A 17945-nucleotide genomic window follows, 5' to 3' on the forward strand; every position below is an offset into this window, starting at 1 on the left:
CCCTGTATCATCTACAATATGGATGTTGTGATTTCTATATTCTACACGATAATAAATTCTCTGGCACGTTTTCTGCCCACATTAAGCTCATAATTTATAGGGATTTGACTTAGATTAAGTTTATACCTAGTAATTTTCCTAATTTAAAGCCAATTTAGCACGCTTAAATACGCTTTTGAATGCTGCTTTAATAGTATAAAATACGTGCCTTAAGTGGAAATTAGCCACTGTTTGTTATTTTTTATAAAAGACTAGGAGAGCCTGTGCTCAAATCTCGTATCAAATACAATACTGCGTCCTTTGTTACCAGCGCACCTGATATCTCACGCTTACCTGCTGATACGGGGATTGAAGTCGCGTTTGCTGGTCGCTCTAATGCGGGTAAATCAAGTGCTTTAAACACGTTAACAGATCAAAAGTTAGCGCGTACTTCTAAAACACCCGGTCGTACTCAGCTGATCAATACCTTTGAACTTGATGCCGATAAACGCCTTATCGACTTACCGGGCTATGGTTTTGCTAAAGTGCCTATCGAAATGAAGAAGAAATGGCAAAAGTCACTAGGTGAATACTTACAAAAACGTCAAAGCTTAAAAGGTATCGTTGTTTTGATGGATATTCGCCACCCGTTAAAAGATTTAGACCGTGACTTAATCGACTGGGCAGTGGGCAGCGAAATTCCAGTGCTGGCACTATTAACTAAAGCCGACAAGCTAAAACAGGGCGCGCGTAAAGCTCAAGTTTTACAAGTTCGTCGTGAGTTAAGTAGTTTAGATGGTGATATTACAGTACATGCCTTCTCTTCACTAAAAGGCACAGGCTTACCTGAAGTTGCTAAAAAGCTCGATGAGTGGTTCTTAGGACCCATTGAAGCGCAAGCACCTGAGTCTGAAGAACAACCAGAAGCTTAATCGCTTAGGCCAAGTAATAACGCTTGGCTAATGATTCGATATAGTAGCCCTGCTCGTCTGAGCAGGCTATTTCGGCCCACTGATAATAAACATTTCTCGATACCCTCGCAGCCAAGCCATGTGCTAATTGAAGATAAGGTACACTGACACCTTCAAATTCTCTCAGTAATAGTGGTTGCTTTGCTGAGACCAACCAAGCGCACTGTAAATTATCAACGCAACAAAGCGCACGGCCTTGTTCTGTCTCTTCAAAACGCCAATCAACAATAATAAAGGGCACATCTTCGACTGTGATGGCCATTTTCTCTACGGGTGTTTTTAAAAAATAACTATCTGCTTCTTTGCAAAGCACAGAGGCAAAGAGTTTAACCATTGCCTCGCGCTTTATTTCACTGCCGGCATAAAACCACCGCCCTTGCGCATCAATCAATATAGGCACTTGCCCACAGTTTTGTGGCTGCCATTGATCAAAAGGTTTATCGGGTGCCTGAAGAGCGGCCTCTAAGTCAGCAAGTGATTGCATTACTTTTCTTTATCTAGCGTCAAAGAAAATGTTACAGGAACAGCTGTTGCAATTGATGGTAAACCCGCAAGTTTTTGTAACTCACTAATACCTTCTGTTACTTTGAAGTCACTTGCATTAATAATCACCGGCGTAAACGATGAAACAGTAACATCGCCTTTCGGTGACATATTGGCAAGTACATCAATCGTTAGCTCTTTCTTGTTGCCATGAAAGTCTAGTTCAGCTTTCAAACCTTTAAGCACATGTTGACCTGGTTTTAGCGTTAACAACGCTTTGCTTAAATCAGCAGTTAACACTGCATTAGGGAATTTAGCTGTCTCAAATAACAACTTGGTCATGCGCTCATTACGGATAGGGATCAGAGTTTCAACCGATGTCAGGTCGATCATCAACTTAAATTGACCTTGCTCGTTAAGTGTACCCGACACCTTTTTGAAATGATGCGCTTCTGCAACTGAATTCTTTTTGATAGACACAAAGCTCACATTGCTTTGCTCATTATTAACTTGCCAGTTTGCGCTGGCTAAAGGGGTAACTAAAATACTCGATAATGAAAAGGCAGCAATTGCCAAAGATTTAAACATAACGCATTCCTTCGAAAGTAAATAAGAATCACTTTGATGGTATCACTTACGTTAATTTGTGCAATGAATTGTATGATAAGAGAAAGAAAAAGCGACTCACTCAACAAGGAGTGAGCCGTTATAGCAAACTGGGGAGAAGCTATCAATACGTTGCACCCTTTCAGATGCATCATCAACAGGATGTCCTACAGGATGAGGACGGCGCGGACTTTAGCAAATACCAAATTAAAAATAAATTGCATAACGGCAGAAACAACACAAATTGATAAACATATAACGAAACACTAAAACCTTCTTTTCTTATTTACTTAAAACTAACATTACAGCGAACCGTAATTTAGGGTATGGTGAATTAAAAGCACACTTAAATCAGGCTTTTTTAAGGCTTGTTAGTGATAAAAATTGCAGTAGAAGAGTAAAAGGTATGAAAAAAATCCCCTTAATTTTATTTGCTACCTTACTTTTTTTAATGACCCCCTACTGCCATGCCAAAAAAACAACGACACAATATCCGGTAATTTTAGTTCATGGGCTCATGGGGTTCGATAACCTACTCGGCCTCGATTACTTTTATAATGTGGCTGCAAGTCTCAACCAAGATGGTACCTTGGTGTTCACGCCAGCGGTCTCTGCTATTAATAGCTCTGAAGTAAGGGGCGAACAATTACTCACTCACGTAAAAGCAATTTTAGCACTGACAGGCGCCAATAAAGTAAACTTGATTGGTCACAGCCAAGGCGCGCAAACAGTGCGCTACGTTGCTTCAGTCAAGCCAGATTTAATTGCCTCAGTAACCAGTATTGGCGGTGCAAACAATGGCAGTGGCATTATTGATTTAATTAGACAAAAACTACCTGCAAATTCTCAAGCAGAACATACCGCGCGGTTCGTATTTGATGGGGTTGGTAAGGTCATTTCACTGCTCTCAGGCCACAGCCAATTACCGCAAGATACACTCGGTGCTTTAAGTAGCTTAAGTACACAAGGCGCTGACGTATTTAATCAAAAATACCCTGAAGGTTTACCAGAAAATAAATGCGATCAAGGTCAGTTAGTTGCCGAAAATGGGGTGTACTATTTTTCGTGGAGTGGTACAGCAGCACTCACCAATATACTTGATCCAACCGACTTGCCCATGCTGCTTGGCTCGTTACTTATTTTAGGCAAAGATGATGGCCTTGTATCGCGCTGCAGCAGCCATTTAGGTCATGTCATCAAAGATGATTATGAAATGAACCACTTAGATGAGATTAATCAATTTATTGGTTTACACAATTTTCGTGAAGTTGACCCTATTGAGCTTTATCGCGAACACGTAAAGCGGTTGCAGGAGTTGGGGTTTTAGTTAACGAGTAATGATTTATTTTTGGGTGAGTCGGGTCGCACGAAGCGATGTTCTATATATAGAAGCGATCAGCTTTCAGCCTTCAGCGGTCAGACGCGCGAAACAAGTTTCACGCCTACTTGTAGCAGCGGCTTTATGCCGCGACCCTTAAATTGGAAGCTAGATTCGAGATAAATACGGTATAACGGTCAAGCAAATCGCTAACTTTTAGTCTGAAAGCTGACGGCTGATAGCTGACAGCTCTAACTTTCCCCTAGAAACTCGCTAACTTTCAGTCTGAAAGCTGACGGCTGATAGCTGACAACTCTCACCTATTGCGACTATTAGTGAGCCTGTTGCCAGTTGTCACCGCTGTCGGCTTCAACAATCAGAGGCACATCAAGAGTCGCGGCTTCTGACATTAGCTTACAAATTTCAGCTTTATAGTCGTCCACAGATTCTTCTTTTATTTCGAACACTAATTCATCGTGTACTTGCATTAGCAGCTTCACTGAACCTTCAGCTTGCGCGTTCACCCACTGATGAACTTTTAGCATCGCTTTTTTGATGATATCAGCTGCAGTACCTTGCATTGGTGCGTTGATCGCAGCACGTTCAGCGGCTTTACGACGAGCGCCGTTACGGGCATTGATTTCCGGTAAATGTAAGCGACGACCAAAAATCGTTTCTACATACCCTTTATCAGCTGCTTTTTCTCTGGTTGTTTCCATGTACTCAAGCACGCCAGGGAAACGCTCGAAGTATTTATCAATATAATGCTGTGCTTCATGGCGGGGTACATCTAACTGACGTGATAAACCAAACGCCGACATGCCATAAATTAAGCCGAAGTTAACCGCTTTCGCTTTACGACGCATATCGCTGGTAACCTCTTCAAGGCTAACCCCAAAGACTTCTGCAGCGGTTGCGCTGTGCACATCTAAACCATTCGCAAACGCAGTGAGTAGGCCTTTATCTTGTGATAAGTGCGCCATAATACGTAATTCAATTTGGCTGTAATCGGCAGCCACAATTTTATGGCCTGGTGCAGCAATAAAGGCTTCACGAATACGACGACCCTCTTCTGAACGAATTGGAATATTCTGTAAGTTAGGATCCGTTGAACTTAAACGCCCTGTTGCTGTTACAGCTTGATGATAAGAGGTATGCACTCGCTTAGTGCGCTCATTAACCATTAGCGGAAGTTTATCTGTGTAGGTTGATTTAAGTTTAGATAAACCACGGTGCTCAATAATCACTTTTGGTAATGGATAATCATGAGCTAGTTCTTGCAATACTTCTTCTGCTGTCGAAGGTGCACCCTTAGGTGTTTTCTTGATAACAGGCAGCTCAAGTTTTTCAAACAAAATAGCTTGCAGTTGCTTAGGTGAGCCTAAGTTAAACTTTTCGCCTGCAATATCATAAGCTTCTTGCTCAAGCTCTAACAGGCGCTCGCCTAAACGTTGGCTATGAGCTGCCAGCATGTTGCTATCAATTGCAACACCAGTGCGCTCAATATCAGAAAGCACTGTGACAAGTGGTAACTCAATATCTTCGAATACTGACTTCAACTGGCTATCGGCATCAATTTTTGGCCATAACACTTGGTGAAGACGTAGCGTTATATCGGCATCTTCAGCAGCATAAGGCGCCGCTTTTTCTAGCTCAATTTGATTAAACGTTAACTGCTTTTTACCTTTACCGGCAATATCTTCAAAGCTGATATTTTTGTGGCCTAGGTATTTCAGTGCCAGTGAATCCATATCATGGCGACTACCTACACTATTAAATACATACGACTCCAACATAGTGTCGTATTTAATACCCTTTAACTCAAAGCCCGCATTCGCTAACACGCTTTTATCGTACTTAAGATTTTGCCCCACTTTCGCTTTGTTTTCGTCAGCTAAGATTGGGCCAATTTTTGCCATTACGGTTTCTAAGCTTAATTGTTCTGGCGCATCAGGGTAATCGTGAGCAACCGGAAGATAAGCCGCTTCACCGGCTTTAACCGCAAAGCTCATACCAACCAATTGCGCTTGCATATAATCAAGGCTGGTTGTTTCAGTATCAAAAGCAAACAATTCAGCGTCATTTAACTTCGCCACTAAGGTATCTAGCTGCTCTTCAGTTAAAATAGTTTCGTAGTGTGCATCAGCAACTTTTGGTAGTTCGTTAGCTTCAGTTGGCACATCTAAATGCGTATCAGCGTCTTTAGGGTTATCAAGTAGTTCAGCTAACCAACGGCGGAACTCACATTCACCATAAAGTGCAATCAATTCGTCACGATTAGGCTCTTGCAGCTTAAAAGCTTCAAGATCTGACTCAACCTCAACATCACACTTAATTGTTGCTAATTCATAGCTAAGTGGCAGATGATCAAGTGCTGCAGCAAGTTTTTCACCAATCTTGCCTTTAATTTCACCTGCATGATCAATGACACCTTGCAATGATCCATATTTTTGTAACCATTTCACTGCTGTTTTTGGACCACAGCCATCAACACCTGGGATGTTATCGACCTTGTCACCCATTAAAGCAAGGTAATCAATGATCAACTCAGGACCAACGCCAAACTTCTCAACCACGGTTTCTGGATCTGAAATGCTATCTGTCATGGTATTGATCAGCGTGACATGTTCATTAACAAGCTGCGCCATATCTTTATCGCCAGTTGAGATCAGTACATGACGCTGCTGCTCTGACGCTATGCGCGCAAAGGTACCAATAACATCGTCAGCCTCAACACCTTCAATACTAATCAGTGGGAAACCCATTGCTTTAATAATGTTATGCAGTGGTGCGATCTGTGTGCGTAAGTCATCCGGCATTGGCGGACGATTCGCTTTGTATTCACTGTACATGTCATTTCTGAAGGTTTTACCCTTGGCATCAAATACCACCACCATGTGCGACGGATCATATTGCTTGATCAAACTCTTAAGCATATTAACTACGCCATAGATTGCGCCTGTCGCTTCACCTTTTGAGTTAGTAAGGTGCGGTGGCGAATGGTATGCACGGAATAAATAAGAAGAACCATCTACAAGAATAAGTGGATTTTCAGGGATCTGAGCCATGGTGAAATTGGATCCTAATTGAATAACATTAAATTGTTTGTAAGCATGCCATAAGGCCATGAAGAAAACGACTGTGAATTATTAACCAATAAAGGTTTATGACTGAGCAAGCTGTGGATAACTTTGTAGATAACAGACAGAGCTAATTCTCCCGAAATGAAAAAACATTTAGGAAAATTTTATAAGCTCATGTTTTGATTTAAAAAAGATATTACGGCGTTCTTTTTTTATTATTTTTGTCCGATGTGGAAAACGGTTTTAGTAGCGATAACCTTTTGCTTATTCGATACCGAATTAACATCCCTTTTCATAACCGGAGGAGTATTCTAGCATAATGGATCAAAGATCATAGCGATCCTTTATACTTTTTTTTTCGTTAGTAATTTATAAAAAGGCATAAACAGCTATTCATCACGCTTTGCGAGTTATCAAGCGACGAAAATTTTTTATTTTGTCGCCATGCTCGTATCCTTGTTAAACTAAAGCTAGTCGCATTAAGGAGAGTTCAAAAATGAAAAAAGTTGCTGTAATTTTAGCTGGTTGCGGTGTTTACGACGGCGCAGAAATCAATGAAGCCGTATTAACCTTATTACATATCGCAAAAGCAGGCGCGAGCTATCAATGCTTCGCACCCGATATCGAACAAATGCACACCATTAATCACCTAACCGGTGAAGAAATGACACCTAACCGTAATGTGTTAGTTGAAGCTGCGCGTATTGCCCGTGGTGAAATTAAAGCGCTGACTGAGCTAAATGTAGATGAATTCGATGCCTTGATCGTACCAGGTGGCTTTGGGGCCGCGAAAAACCTATCTGACTTTGCTGTTAAAGGCGCAGATGCCCAAGTTCAAGGTGATGTACTGACAACTGCGAAGGCCTTTGTCGATGCCAACAAAGCAGCGGGTTATATATGTATTGCTCCTGCCATGCTGCCACTTATTTATGGTAAAGGTGTAAAAACAACCATTGGTAACGATGCAGACACCGCTACCGCAATCGAGCAACTTGGCGGAGCGCACCAAAGCTGTGCTGTGAATGATATTGTTGTTGATCCTCAGCATAAAGTGGTCACAACCCCAGCCTATATGTTGGCCCAAAGCATTTTAGATGCTGATGCGGGTATCGAAAAATTGGTTAACAAAGTATTAGAGCTTGCTTAAACATCAAGCTAAGAGCCAGTATTTAATGCTGGCTTTTCTTGCGCTAACGCAAAAAAATGACGGTTTTTCTCAAGAAAAAGCCTTTTAGATCATTTTATAAATTGTGGCTTAGCGTTATAATCGTTCTAATTTCCGTCAGATATCGTGATTGATCACGTTCAAATCGAAGTGAGCAAGGCAAAATGAAAAAACTATCAGCTGCATTATTACTGCTAGCAACAACGGCATATGCACAAGCGTATGACAACTCTTTGACTGAAGATGCAATTAAAAAGCGTCTAGCGCCAATTGGTTCTGTATATCTAGAAGGTGATAAAGCTGCGGTCGCTGCTGAACCTACAGGTCCTCGTTCTGGTGAACAAGTTTACCAAGCAGCATGTTTTGCTTGTCATGGTACTGGCGCATTAGGTGCACCTAAATCAGCTGATGATTGGGCTCCTCGTATTGCTAAAGGCATGGATACATTACTTAACCATGCAATCAACGGTTTCAACGCGATGCCTCCTAAAGGTACGTGTATGGACTGTTCTGATGAAGAGATCAGCGCTGCTATCGATTTCATGACTAGCAAGTAACAGTTTAAAACTAATACTAAGGGCTTAATTTTATTAAGCCCTTTTTTTGTGTCTTTTTAGAGCGCTAGGCTAGCCCTGTAGCCAATTCAGACCCATAATAAATTACCATTTTGTTAACACCTGTTACTTGACGATCTAATAAAAAAGTGGAACTATAAAGGACGAAATTTAAACAACAATAAGATCTGGTTCTAAATCATTGGAAGATTCAGCAACACACATTGATAAGCTAGGCCGTAAAAATGCTCGCTTAAAATCGCTTTTACAAAAGTATAAGCAATCACATCACTTGCAACATGCTCTTTTACAATTATCAGAGCAAGCAAGTACTGTTGCCGAATTAACCCTGCTCTACCCTGCTATCCACAATATTCTGCAAGACTATATTCCAAGTAAAAACTTTTTCGTTGTGTTGCATAACCCGGTTTACGATAACCTCGAGTTATCTTATTTCGCCGATGAAAAAGATGGTCTTTCAGTGCCGTTAAAATATGAGCAGTACTTTAAAGAAGGCCTCACAGGTTACGTATTTAAACAAGGTAAAACCTGTTATTTTACCAAACAACAAACAGAGCAAGCGGTTGAACAAGGCTTACTTAAGTGCTTTGGTACGCCAGCTGAGCATTGGGTTGGGGTGCCCGTCTATCGCGATAAAGTCATTATTGGCGTCATGGTCGCGCAAAGCTATGACAATAAACAAGGCTATTCAGAGCAGCAAATAGAGCTACTCGAAGCGATGTCACTGTATTTAGCGACAGCGATTGAACGAGTTAAAAAACGTGAGCTGCTCGAATCTGAAGTTAAAATTCGCACCCGTGCACTGACACAAAGTAACCAAGCACTCAACGACGAAATTCAACAACGTAAAAATGCGCTAGAACGCCAACAGATCTTGTTTAAAATATCTGAGCTGGCAACGCAAAGTAAAAACCTCGACGATGTATATCAGCATGTTCATAACATTATAAAAAATATTACCTATGCAGATAACTTATACATCGCATTGTATGACCAACAGTCACATTGGTTAAGTTTCCCTTACTGCGTCGATGAATTTAACGATAATGGTAAACCAAGGCCATTTGCTAAAGGTTACAGTGAACTAGTGCTCAGCACTGAAAAGTGCCAAGTCATAGACAGTGAAAGAGCAAAAGAGCTAATCAAGCTTGGCGTAGTAGAAAGACCCGTTAATGTACCACCAGAGCGCACCGCGACGAGTTGGTTAGGTGCTCCACTTAAAACATCACAGGGCGTTATTGGTCTCATTGTTTGCCAAGCTTACAATAATAAGCATGAATTTAGTCAGGATGATTGTGAGCTAATCACCTTTGTATCGCATCAAATTGCTAACGTTATTCAAACTCACCTAGCAAACCAAGAGTTAAAGCTTAGTCACCAAAAGCTTGAGCATCGAGTCACTGAAAAAACCAAAGAACTTCGCCAAGCCAATATGCACCTGCAAATGCAAATTGAAGAGCGTAAAAAAATAGAACAACAGTTGTACCATGATGCCCATCACGACTCATTAACCAGTTTACCGAATCGCAGTTTATTCTTAACTCAACTCGAAAAAACATTGCAGCACTACCAACGCTACCCAGAGCAGCAGTTTGCAGTGCTATTTATTGACCTTGATAAATTTAAAGACATCAACGATCACCTTGGTCACCAAGCGGGCGATCAATTTTTAATTGGTGTTGCCGAGTCTTTCTCGCATTGTATACGTGAGCATGATTTACTTGCACGTTTAGGTGGTGATGAGTTTGTGGTGTTACTAACTCACTTAACAGAACAACAGCAAGCTCAAGATGTTGCCAAACGTATTATCGAAATTATGAGAAAACCTTTCTGTATGAAGGGTCAGTGCATTCAAAGTGGTGCGAGTATTGGTATTACTTACTCAAAACCAAGCTACAAACACACCGATGAAATTATACGTGATGCGGATGCAGCCATGTATTACGCGAAAAATGCAGGCCGTAATCGCTTTGAATGCTTCCACCCGCTGCTTAATGCCAGCAATGTGCAACATGATGCTGACAATATGCATCACTTAGATGATTTGCCTATGCACTTTAGAAGTGCCGAAATCATTACCTTGGATGAGCAAACTCGTGCAGAGTCTTTACTCGAAGCATTTGGTGAACACCCAGTACTTGGTAGCACCAGCTTTGAAGTACTTAAGAAGTTTGCAACCGATAGAGTTCAGCACTTTGAGGTTGAACTTAATTTATTAAAACAAGCCTTCAGCTTAGTAAGTGACAGTAATATAGAAAAAGTACTGTTCCCTTGCTCTGGTTTAGTCCTTGAACGTATTAATTTTCAAGCACTGTGTAAGCTATTAAAAGCCCACGATGCAAATAGAATGTGTTTATTATTCAATGAACAAGAAATTCGTTATGCATCAGCAGTACAAATTGAAAATTTAAAAAACTTGGTCGCACAAGGATTTTCGATTGGTTTGAATGAATTTGCTAAAGATCGCTGTGAATTAAACTTACTGACTGAGTTCCAATTCGATTACTTGTTATTAAGTTCAACATTCAGTAAGCGTGTACTACAGCAAGAAAACTATCACCTACAACTGCAAGGTGTGCTGGCGATTACTAAGCTGCAAAATATCCAAGTAATCGCGAAAGGCCCGTCAATTTTTAACTACCGCACGTTACTCGATAAGCACGGATTGTCATTGTTTATTGGTAAGCAACATGCGCTGGCGCCCTTCGAACACGAAGCACCGAGCGCACAATTTATTACTTCTTAAGCATTGCTCTTAGATTAGCTACACGAGCTTGGCCTTTTTCCATGCGCTCAGCCTGTGAAGACGGTGGCTTTTTCGCTTCGAAGGCTAAATCATCTTGTGGTAACTCTTGCACAAAGCGACTAAGCTCAGTATCTGAAGTTTCACCAAATTGACGACGTAACTTAGCATAAGTCATTACCAGCTCTTGCTGTGCACGCGTAATACCTACATAAGCAAGACGACGTTCTTCTTCAACGTTATCTTCATCAATACTTACTTGGTGCGGTAATAAGCCTTCTTCCATGCCAACCATGAACACATACGGATACTCTAAACCTTTTGAAGCATGCAGTGTCAGTAATTGTACCGCGTCAGATTCGTCTTCTTCTTCGTTACGCTCAAGCATATCGCGCAGGGTCAGTTTACTAACCACTTCAGCAAGGTTCAGCGGTGGATTATCAGCATCCCCTGTTAGCATGTCGGTGATCCAACGATAAAGCTCTGAAACGTTTTTCATACGCATTTCAGCGGCTTTTGCACTCGGTGATGACTCATAAAGGTATGCTTCGTAGTTAATTTGCCTAACTAACTCTTTCACTGCTTCAAGGGTATCGCCCCGTACCGCATTATCAGAAAGCTCAACCACCCAGCGGGCAAAACCAGCTAAAGCATTAAAACCACGGCCCTTTAATCTGTGCGCAAGCTCAGGCTCAAAACAGGCAGCAAATAAGCTGATATGCTTTTCATTAGCAAGGGTGCCGAGCTTTTCAAGTGTGACCGTACCAATCTCACGGCGTGGCGTATTTACAATACGTAAAAAGGCATTGTCGTCATCTTGGTTCACCAATAGGCGTAAATACGCCATGATATCTTTGATCTCTGAACGCGAGAAAAATGACATGCCGCCGCTGATTTTATAGGGAATGCGGTTGCTCATAAGTGCTTTTTCAAACACGCGCGCTTGGTGATTACCACGATATAAAATCGCGTAATCTTTATAGCTGGTGCGCTTCATGAATTTATGAGAAATGATCTCTGCCACCACTCGCTCTGATTCATGCTCTTCATCACGACAACCAATCACTTTGATAGGCTCACCATAGCCAAGCTCACTGAATAGCTTTTTATCAAATTCATGGGGGTTATTAGCAATCAAAATATTCGCCGCTTTTAGAATTCGCCCTGCGCTACGGTAGTTTTGTTCAAGCTTAATTAAACGTAGGCCCGGAAAATCTTTACTCAATAGAACAAGGTTTTGAGGCTTAGCACCACGCCATGAGTAAATTGATTGGTCGTCATCGCCTACCACGGTAAAACGAGCTCGTTCACCCACCAATAACTTAACCAGCTGATACTGACTGGTATTAGTATCTTGATACTCATCCACCAGCAAGTAACGAAAACGCTGTTGCCAACGCTCACGGGCAGTGGCATTTTGACCTAACAATAAAGTAGGGATCATGATCAGATCATCAAAATCAAGGGCATTATAAGCACGTAATTGATTTTGATAACGCGCATACAGCTGAGCAAACAAGGCTTTTTGCGGCTCACGGGCTTCGCGAACGGCACGCTCTGGTAGAATCAACTCGTTCTTCCAACTACCTATTTGCATCTTCAGTAGATTGAGTAAATCTTTGTCTTTTTTAAGTTCTTCTTCGGTCAGCTCAGCTAGTAACTGGTTGGTATCTTGATCATCAAACAACGAAAAACCAGGTTTAAAACCTAACGTCGTTAACTCTTTTTTGATGATCTCAAGCCCAAGGGTGTGAAACGTTGAAACCCATAAGCCTTTCGACTCTTGTTTACCCAGTGTTTGCGTTACACGCTCGCGCATTTCTTTTGCCGCTTTATTGGTAAAGGTTACCGCCGCAATATTGCGCGCTTGATACTCACACTTTTGCACCAAGTAAGCGATTTTATTAGTAATAACACGCGTTTTACCAGATCCCGCACCGGCTAATACCAGACACGGTCCACTGATATACTTTACCGCTTCATCTTGTTTTGGGTTGAGTTTCATAAGCCCCTAAAGAAATTATCCAAAGACAGGACGGGCAATTTTACCGTAATCACTACACTACGCCTAGCCAATAAGGTAAGATTGTTTTTTTACGTGACTCAAGGGACGAAGATGATCAACCCAGCAAAACTTGAAGAAATCGCTAAGCAAATTACTGACAACATGCCGCAAGGCGTGAAAAACCTTGCCGAAACAGTTGAAGGCAAAACAAAGCAAGCTATTCAAAACAAACTTGCTGAGATGGACTTTGTAAGCCGTGATGAGTTTGATATTCAAAGCCAAGTACTTATTCGTACTCGTGAAAAACTCACTGAGCTTGAAGAGAAAGTTGCACTACTCGAGCAGCAACTTGCTAGCAAACAAGACGAACAATAAAAAAGGAGAGCGAATTAGCTCTCCTTTTTTCTAACTAGCTAGTTTTAGCTTTTTTCTGCCACGCGTTCAAATACGCGCTTAACGGCAATACCGTAGGTATCACTAGCTTCTTCAGCACAGGTCACAACCGACTCAAGATCATTAAGATGACCATTTGCTAAGCCATAAACCCAACCATGAATTGTTAACTCTTGGCCTTTCGCCCAAGCATCTTGCACAATGTTAGTACGGCACACGTTACGTACTTGTTCGATAACGTTTAGTTCAATTAGACTATTTAAACGCTCTTGCTCAGGTAATGCATTGAGTTGTTCGATATGTTTTTCTTTTACATCACCTACGTGGCGTAGCCAGTTATCAATTAAGCCAAAACGTGCTTCGTTTAATACTGCTTGAACACCACCACAGCCGTAGTGACCAACAACCATGATGTGCTTCACTTTCAGTACTTCAACAGCGTATTGCATTACCGAAAGACAGTTATGGTCGGTATGCACAACGACATTTGCTACGTTACGGTGAACAAATAGCTCACCCGGTAATAAGTCTACGATTTCGTTTGCAGGTACACGCGAGTCAGAACAACCGATCCACAGGTACTCTGGATTTTGCTGCATTGATAGAATTTTGAAAAACTCAGGATCATTTTCACTCGTACGCGCTGCCCAACGTCTATTATTTTCGAATAAATTTTTTAACTTTCTCATTGCGCCTCTTTACGGTATTTAATAATTAGCTTGGATCAAGATATTCCTTGGTGTCAGCTGCTTTTCGCAAAACGTACTAACTGTTACTTGATACCCTTGTTGTTGCAAATATAAAGCACGATCGAGCACGAGCCAAACTTCAATTGCCCTTCTGAACACATGTCGGACGAGTTCAACTCGCTCAGTAACCCTTTTGCGCTTTTTACCTATTTCTAAAAATTTATTGTAATCAATGCCTTCTGGTAAAGGTAATGATTTTTTCTCAGCCGCCCACAAACAAAATGAGCTAAACGAATCAGAGAAGATCGCTTTGTTCACTGATGGCACACTCACATAGTGCATTTCACCGGTTATTGATTTACGTAACGCATCAAATCCAAGACGCCATTCAACCTCTGTTTTTCTTACCTTATCAACTCGGCTTGGTGCTGTTACCGTTTCTTGCAGCGCCAGTTTTAAATCGCGATGGGTAAGCGCAAGTTGGCTTTGCTTGGCAGTCTCGCTCATTGCTTGATAGGCGTTATCTGTGAATAAATGATAACAGCATGGTGAAAAACTGATTTGTTGGGTTTTCGCTTTGCTTGCTTGCTGCATAAATGTTTGATGCAAACGACCACAAGCATGCAAAGCAACTGCATGCTGCTGGCTTTCAAAAAAGTCATCTGTGTCATTGGTTAATACATCAGCTTGTGAAAACTGCATCGCCAATTGCTGTTGCTTAGCACTGTGTTGACCTTGGTCGCACAAGTGTTGTTGTAGCTCAATGCTATGTACACGTGGCGCACCATTGAATGCCAACATGCGACCTAAATGCCCTTTACCTGCGCACCACTCTAGAACGGGCTGGTTTAATGGCTGCTGACTGATCGCCGCAACAAAGTCTTGTAGTTGCTCAAACTTACGGCCTTTAATGCCATTACTTATCCAAAACGGAAATTCATTACGGGCAGCACTTATCGCTGGCAACTCACACAATTCAGCCAGCTTTTCGATGTGTTTGATTTCATCAGTAAAATAACGATATAAAGCCTGCTGATCGGCATCAAGTTCACTCACTTGTTGGTCATCAAGCGCCCATAATAAGTTGGCTAATTCAGGCCAAGGAAGATCATCAAAATCAAATGCGGTACATTGCCAGTATTGGCGTGTTGAAAATAGCAGTGCATCTAAGGCAGCAAAGTGCTCGGCAAGTGTCATAACTACTTAGCGACAAGAAATAAAAAGCAGTATAACAGATTTATCTTATTTAACGTCGGTTACTACTGATCAAACGAATGTACAATGGCACACATGCAATACTTAGAATGATGGCTAGGATCAGCATCCAAGATAGCTCAAATCCTTCTGTTTGTTGTTGATCATACATAAAGCCATCAAAAGCCTGATCAAACTCATCCTGATCTAAGCCATATAAATCTGCAATCAAACGCCACTTTGCCATCGACATATTGCCAAGATTAATGCCCGGTGGTTGGATATAGCTTGCTAACACATGCGCTTCATAGGCCAGCTCTTGTACGCTTTTATGGGTGGCATAATGCTGCTTGGTTACATCGATGCTTTCTTCTAAGTGTAATAACGCATACCGCCACCCTTTTAAGCTGGCACGATAAAAGCGCTCAACAACCTCTGGCTTTTTCGCTAAAAACTGCTCAGAGGTATATAAAATATCGCCATACACATTCAAACCAAACTTTTGCGGGCAAATGAGTCGGTGACCGACTCCTTGTAATGTCATCGTGTAAGGCTCATTGGTGACATAAACTTGCACCGCATCTAAATCACCGGCAAGCCACTCTTTAATACCGCCTTCATGGCTAGCTGCCATCAAGCTTTCTAGGCTCAATCCGGCACGCTGTAACATTACCAGCAATTCAGCATTTTCAATTGAGCCGATTTTACTTAGCTTTTTACCAGCAAAGTCTCTTGGCTGAAAAATATCTGAGTTATTTTTTACCATCCAGCAGTAAGGTGAAAACTGCAGTATGGCTCCAAGGGCAACAACCGGTGCGCCTTGCTGACGCTTTTGTAATATGCCTGAGTGGGTAATGGCGAAGTCGGCTGTACCGCTTAATACTTTAGGGAAGGTATCTGGGTGGTTTGGATCAGCAGGAATAATAGAGACATCAAGGCCAGCTTCCTTATAAAAGCCTTTTTCAGCAGCCATATAATAGCCTGCAAATTGGAACTGGTGAGTCCATTTTAACTGTAAGCTAACTTTATCAGCACACTGTGCGCTCATAGAAAGTATTAAACAGATTAACCCTAATAGGCTTTTTATACCTTGCACGCATCATCCTTGCTTGAAACCGTGCATTAACTATAGGAAAAATAGAGAAAAAAACAAGGCTGCTAATTAGCAGCCTTATTCAGGTTTTATAACTAATTAGCCACTTTCACTGCGCTCAACTCCTGACCTTGGCTGGTTAGGAACTGGGTGAAACATGGATTGCTTGTTTCATCTTGAACGTTGTATCCCAAACGGTTCAAATGCTCATTGAATACTTCATAATCACTCGGTTCAATAGCAAAGGCCGCCAGCACATTACCAATCGCTCCACCATGGTTACGGTAATGGAATAAAGTAATATTCCAATTACTACCAAGAGTATCTAAGAATCGCGCCAGTGCACCTGGGTATTCAGGAAACTCAAAGCGTAATAAACGCTCATGAAGTTGAGCTGGCGCTTTACCACCCACCATATAACGAATATGCAATTTAGCCAGTTCGTTATCTGATAGATCGCAAAACGTGTAGTCGTTTTCTGTCAGTGCTGCTTTTAATTCATCAAGCTCTTGCTGCCCTTGCCTTAATGCAATACCAACAAAAATTTGCGCTTCGCCGGGACCTGCATAACGGTAATTAAACTCGGTGATAGCCCTGCCACCTAATGAGTTACAAAACTGCTTAAAGCTACCCTTTTCTTCTTTTATGGTCACGGCAAGCAGTGCTTCGTTCTTTTCACCAAGTGCCGTTCGCTCTGCAACATAACGTAAGCGGTCAAAGTTTAAGTTTGCACCCGATAAAATCGCAGCTACGTTTAAGCCTTTCACACCATTTTGTTGGCACCACTTTTTAAGGCCCGCTGTTGATAGCGCCCCTGAAGGCTCCGCTATAGCACGAGTTGAAACAAAGATATCTTGCATTGCGGCGCAGATTTCGTCGCCCGTTACAGTGACCACTTCATCACAAAACTTTTGCGCTAAACGAAATGTTTCTGTGCCAATAACTTTTACGGCTACACCATCTGCAAAGCTACCAACACGGTCAAGCTCAACGGGCTTGCCTGCTTCAAGCGCTGCTTTTAGGCAAGCACTCTCATCAGCTTCAACACCAATGACTTTGATATCAGGACGTAACGACTTAATGTACACCGCCATGCCTGCTAGCAAACCACCACCGCCAACAGGAATAAAAACAGCATCAAGGTCGTTCAATTGCTGCATTAATTCACGGGCAACGGTACCTTGGCCAACAATCACATCAGGATCATCAAACGGTGGCACAAACACCCCGTTACGCTGCTCTGTCAGCTCTAAAGCATGGGCTTTTGCTGCATCAAAATGATGGCCGTGTAATACCACTTCACCACCGAGTGAACGTACTGCATTCACTTTAATTTCAGGTGTGGTGACTGGCATCACAATCGTAGCTTTATGGCCTAAAAATGAAGCACTGAGTGCAACGCCTTGTGCATGGTTACCCGCTGAGGCTGTGATTACATCAGAACCTTTTGGCAACTTGCTTAGTTTATGAAAAGCACCACGAAGCTTAAATGAATAAACCGGTTGTTGGTCTTCACGCTTTAACCACACATGGTTGCCTAGCCGTGCACTAAGATCAGCCATTTCGCTGACCTCAGTGACTTTTGCAAGGGGCTCCATGTTCGCTTGGATAATAGCGCGAAAATAATCGAGCTCTTGAGAAACCATAA

14 protein-coding genes are annotated in these 17945 nt (G+C 41.9%); 6 read left to right on the forward strand and 8 right to left on the reverse strand.

The window, feature by feature from the left end:
* The first annotated feature begins 263 nt into the window (after positions 1 to 263).
* Entirely contained in the window at positions 264 to 911 is a 648-nt protein-coding gene (gene yihA / locus NFU46_RS09080; protein WP_175080888.1) for a ribosome biogenesis GTP-binding protein YihA/YsxC, read from the forward strand.
* A 4-nt stretch (positions 912 to 915) separates the two neighbouring features.
* Here yihA and NFU46_RS09085 read toward each other — a convergent pair whose 3' ends face one another.
* Entirely contained in the window at positions 916 to 1434 is a 519-nt protein-coding gene (locus tag NFU46_RS09085) for a DUF1285 domain-containing protein (RefSeq protein WP_175080889.1), read from the reverse strand.
* Positions 1434 to 2021, reverse strand: coding sequence for a YceI family protein (locus NFU46_RS09090; RefSeq protein WP_175080890.1), 588 nt, complete (start codon positions 2019 to 2021; stop codon positions 1434 to 1436). Before NFU46_RS09090 ends, NFU46_RS09085 begins: the two co-directional genes overlap by 1 nt.
* A 424-nt stretch (positions 2022 to 2445) precedes the next feature.
* Here NFU46_RS09090 and NFU46_RS09095 point away from each other — a divergent pair, with 424 nt between their 5' ends.
* Entirely contained in the window at positions 2446 to 3366 is a 921-nt protein-coding gene (locus NFU46_RS09095; RefSeq protein ID WP_251601261.1) for a triacylglycerol lipase, read from the forward strand.
* Between the two features lie 323 nt (positions 3367 to 3689).
* On the opposite strand, the gene polA is transcribed toward NFU46_RS09095, so the two are convergent.
* On the reverse strand, positions 3690 to 6425 hold the full coding sequence (gene polA, locus NFU46_RS09100) for a DNA polymerase I (protein WP_251601263.1): 2736 nt from the start codon (positions 6423 to 6425) through the stop codon (positions 3690 to 3692).
* Positions 6426 to 6936: 511 nt separating this feature from the next.
* Here polA and elbB point away from each other — a divergent pair.
* From elbB to NFU46_RS09115, 3 genes are all read left to right on the forward strand, one after another.
* Positions 6937 to 7587: an isoprenoid biosynthesis glyoxalase ElbB gene (gene elbB, locus NFU46_RS09105; protein WP_251601265.1), complete on the forward strand. Its 651-nt coding sequence runs from the start codon at positions 6937 to 6939 to the stop codon at positions 7585 to 7587.
* Positions 7588 to 7769: 182 nt separating this feature from the next.
* Positions 7770 to 8162, forward strand: a complete 393-nt coding sequence (locus NFU46_RS09110) for a cytochrome c5 family protein (protein ID WP_054561160.1) — start codon at positions 7770 to 7772, stop codon at positions 8160 to 8162.
* Positions 8163 to 8361: 199 nt separating this feature from the next.
* Entirely contained in the window at positions 8362 to 10926 is a 2565-nt protein-coding gene (locus tag NFU46_RS09115; RefSeq protein ID WP_251601267.1) for a diguanylate cyclase domain-containing protein, read from the forward strand.
* Here the strand turns inward: NFU46_RS09115 and rep are convergent.
* Positions 10916 to 12928, reverse strand: coding sequence for a DNA helicase Rep (rep, locus tag NFU46_RS09120; protein ID WP_054561162.1), 2013 nt, complete (start codon positions 12926 to 12928; stop codon positions 10916 to 10918). The genes NFU46_RS09115 and rep overlap by 11 nt on opposite strands.
* Positions 12929 to 13039: 111 nt before the next feature.
* Here rep and NFU46_RS09125 point away from each other — a divergent pair, with 111 nt between their 5' ends.
* Positions 13040 to 13303 carry a ubiquinone biosynthesis accessory factor UbiK gene (locus NFU46_RS09125; RefSeq protein WP_054561163.1) on the forward strand — a complete coding sequence of 88 codons (264 nt, stop codon included), beginning with the start codon at positions 13040 to 13042 and terminating at the stop codon, positions 13301 to 13303.
* Positions 13304 to 13347: 44 nt separating this feature from the next.
* Here NFU46_RS09125 and can read toward each other — a convergent pair whose 3' ends face one another.
* The 4 genes from can to ilvA all read right to left on the reverse strand — a co-directional run bounded on the left by can (position 13348) and on the right by ilvA (position 17943).
* On the reverse strand, positions 13348 to 14010 hold the full coding sequence (gene can, locus NFU46_RS09130; protein ID WP_062568501.1) for a carbonate dehydratase: 663 nt from the start codon (positions 14008 to 14010) through the stop codon (positions 13348 to 13350).
* 18 nt (positions 14011 to 14028) lie between these two features.
* A complete protein-coding gene (locus NFU46_RS09135; RefSeq protein WP_251601269.1) occupies positions 14029 to 15207 on the reverse strand; it encodes a methyltransferase in 1179 nt (392 codons plus the stop codon).
* A gap of 49 nt (positions 15208 to 15256) precedes the next feature.
* The gene (locus NFU46_RS09140) at positions 15257 to 16252 is read right to left on the reverse strand and encodes an ABC transporter substrate-binding protein (RefSeq protein WP_175080898.1); all 996 of its coding nucleotides are present in this window, start codon (positions 16250 to 16252) and stop codon (positions 15257 to 15259) included.
* Between the two features lie 140 nt (positions 16253 to 16392).
* Entirely contained in the window at positions 16393 to 17943 is a 1551-nt protein-coding gene (gene ilvA / locus NFU46_RS09145) for a threonine ammonia-lyase, biosynthetic (RefSeq protein ID WP_251601271.1), read from the reverse strand.
* Positions 17944 to 17945: the final 2 nt, after the last annotated feature.

The organism is Pseudoalteromonas sp. NCCP-2140 (genome assembly GCF_023708065.1).
Classification (GTDB): Bacteria; Pseudomonadota; Gammaproteobacteria; order Enterobacterales; family Alteromonadaceae; genus Pseudoalteromonas.

Bases quoted from the DNA above. Each gene is read 5' to 3' on its own strand.
- NFU46_RS09085 (WP_175080889.1), bottom strand. From the start codon at position 1,434: ATGCAATCACTTGCTGACTTAGAGGCCGCTCTTCAGGCACCCGATAAA.
- NFU46_RS09090 (WP_175080890.1), bottom strand. From the start codon at position 2,021: ATGTTTAAATCTTTGGCAATTGCTGCCTTTTCATTATCGAGTATTTTA.
- NFU46_RS09095 (WP_251601261.1), top strand. From the start codon at position 2,446: ATGAAAAAAATCCCCTTAATTTTATTTGCTACCTTACTTTTTTTAATG.
- polA (WP_251601263.1), bottom strand. From the start codon at position 6,425: ATGGCTCAGATCCCTGAAAATCCACTTATTCTTGTAGATGGTTCTTCT.
- elbB (WP_251601265.1), top strand. From the start codon at position 6,937: ATGAAAAAAGTTGCTGTAATTTTAGCTGGTTGCGGTGTTTACGACGGC.
- NFU46_RS09110 (WP_054561160.1), top strand. From the start codon at position 7,770: ATGAAAAAACTATCAGCTGCATTATTACTGCTAGCAACAACGGCATAT.
- rep (WP_054561162.1), bottom strand. From the start codon at position 12,928: ATGAAACTCAACCCAAAACAAGATGAAGCGGTAAAGTATATCAGTGGA.
- NFU46_RS09125 (WP_054561163.1), top strand. From the start codon at position 13,040: ATGATCAACCCAGCAAAACTTGAAGAAATCGCTAAGCAAATTACTGAC.
- can (WP_062568501.1), bottom strand. From the start codon at position 14,010: ATGAGAAAGTTAAAAAATTTATTCGAAAATAATAGACGTTGGGCAGCG.
- NFU46_RS09135 (WP_251601269.1), bottom strand. From the start codon at position 15,207: ATGACACTTGCCGAGCACTTTGCTGCCTTAGATGCACTGCTATTTTCA.
- NFU46_RS09140 (WP_175080898.1), bottom strand. From the start codon at position 16,252: ATGAGCGCACAGTGTGCTGATAAAGTTAGCTTACAGTTAAAATGGACT.
- ilvA (WP_251601271.1), bottom strand. From the start codon at position 17,943: ATGGTTTCTCAAGAGCTCGATTATTTTCGCGCTATTATCCAAGCGAAC.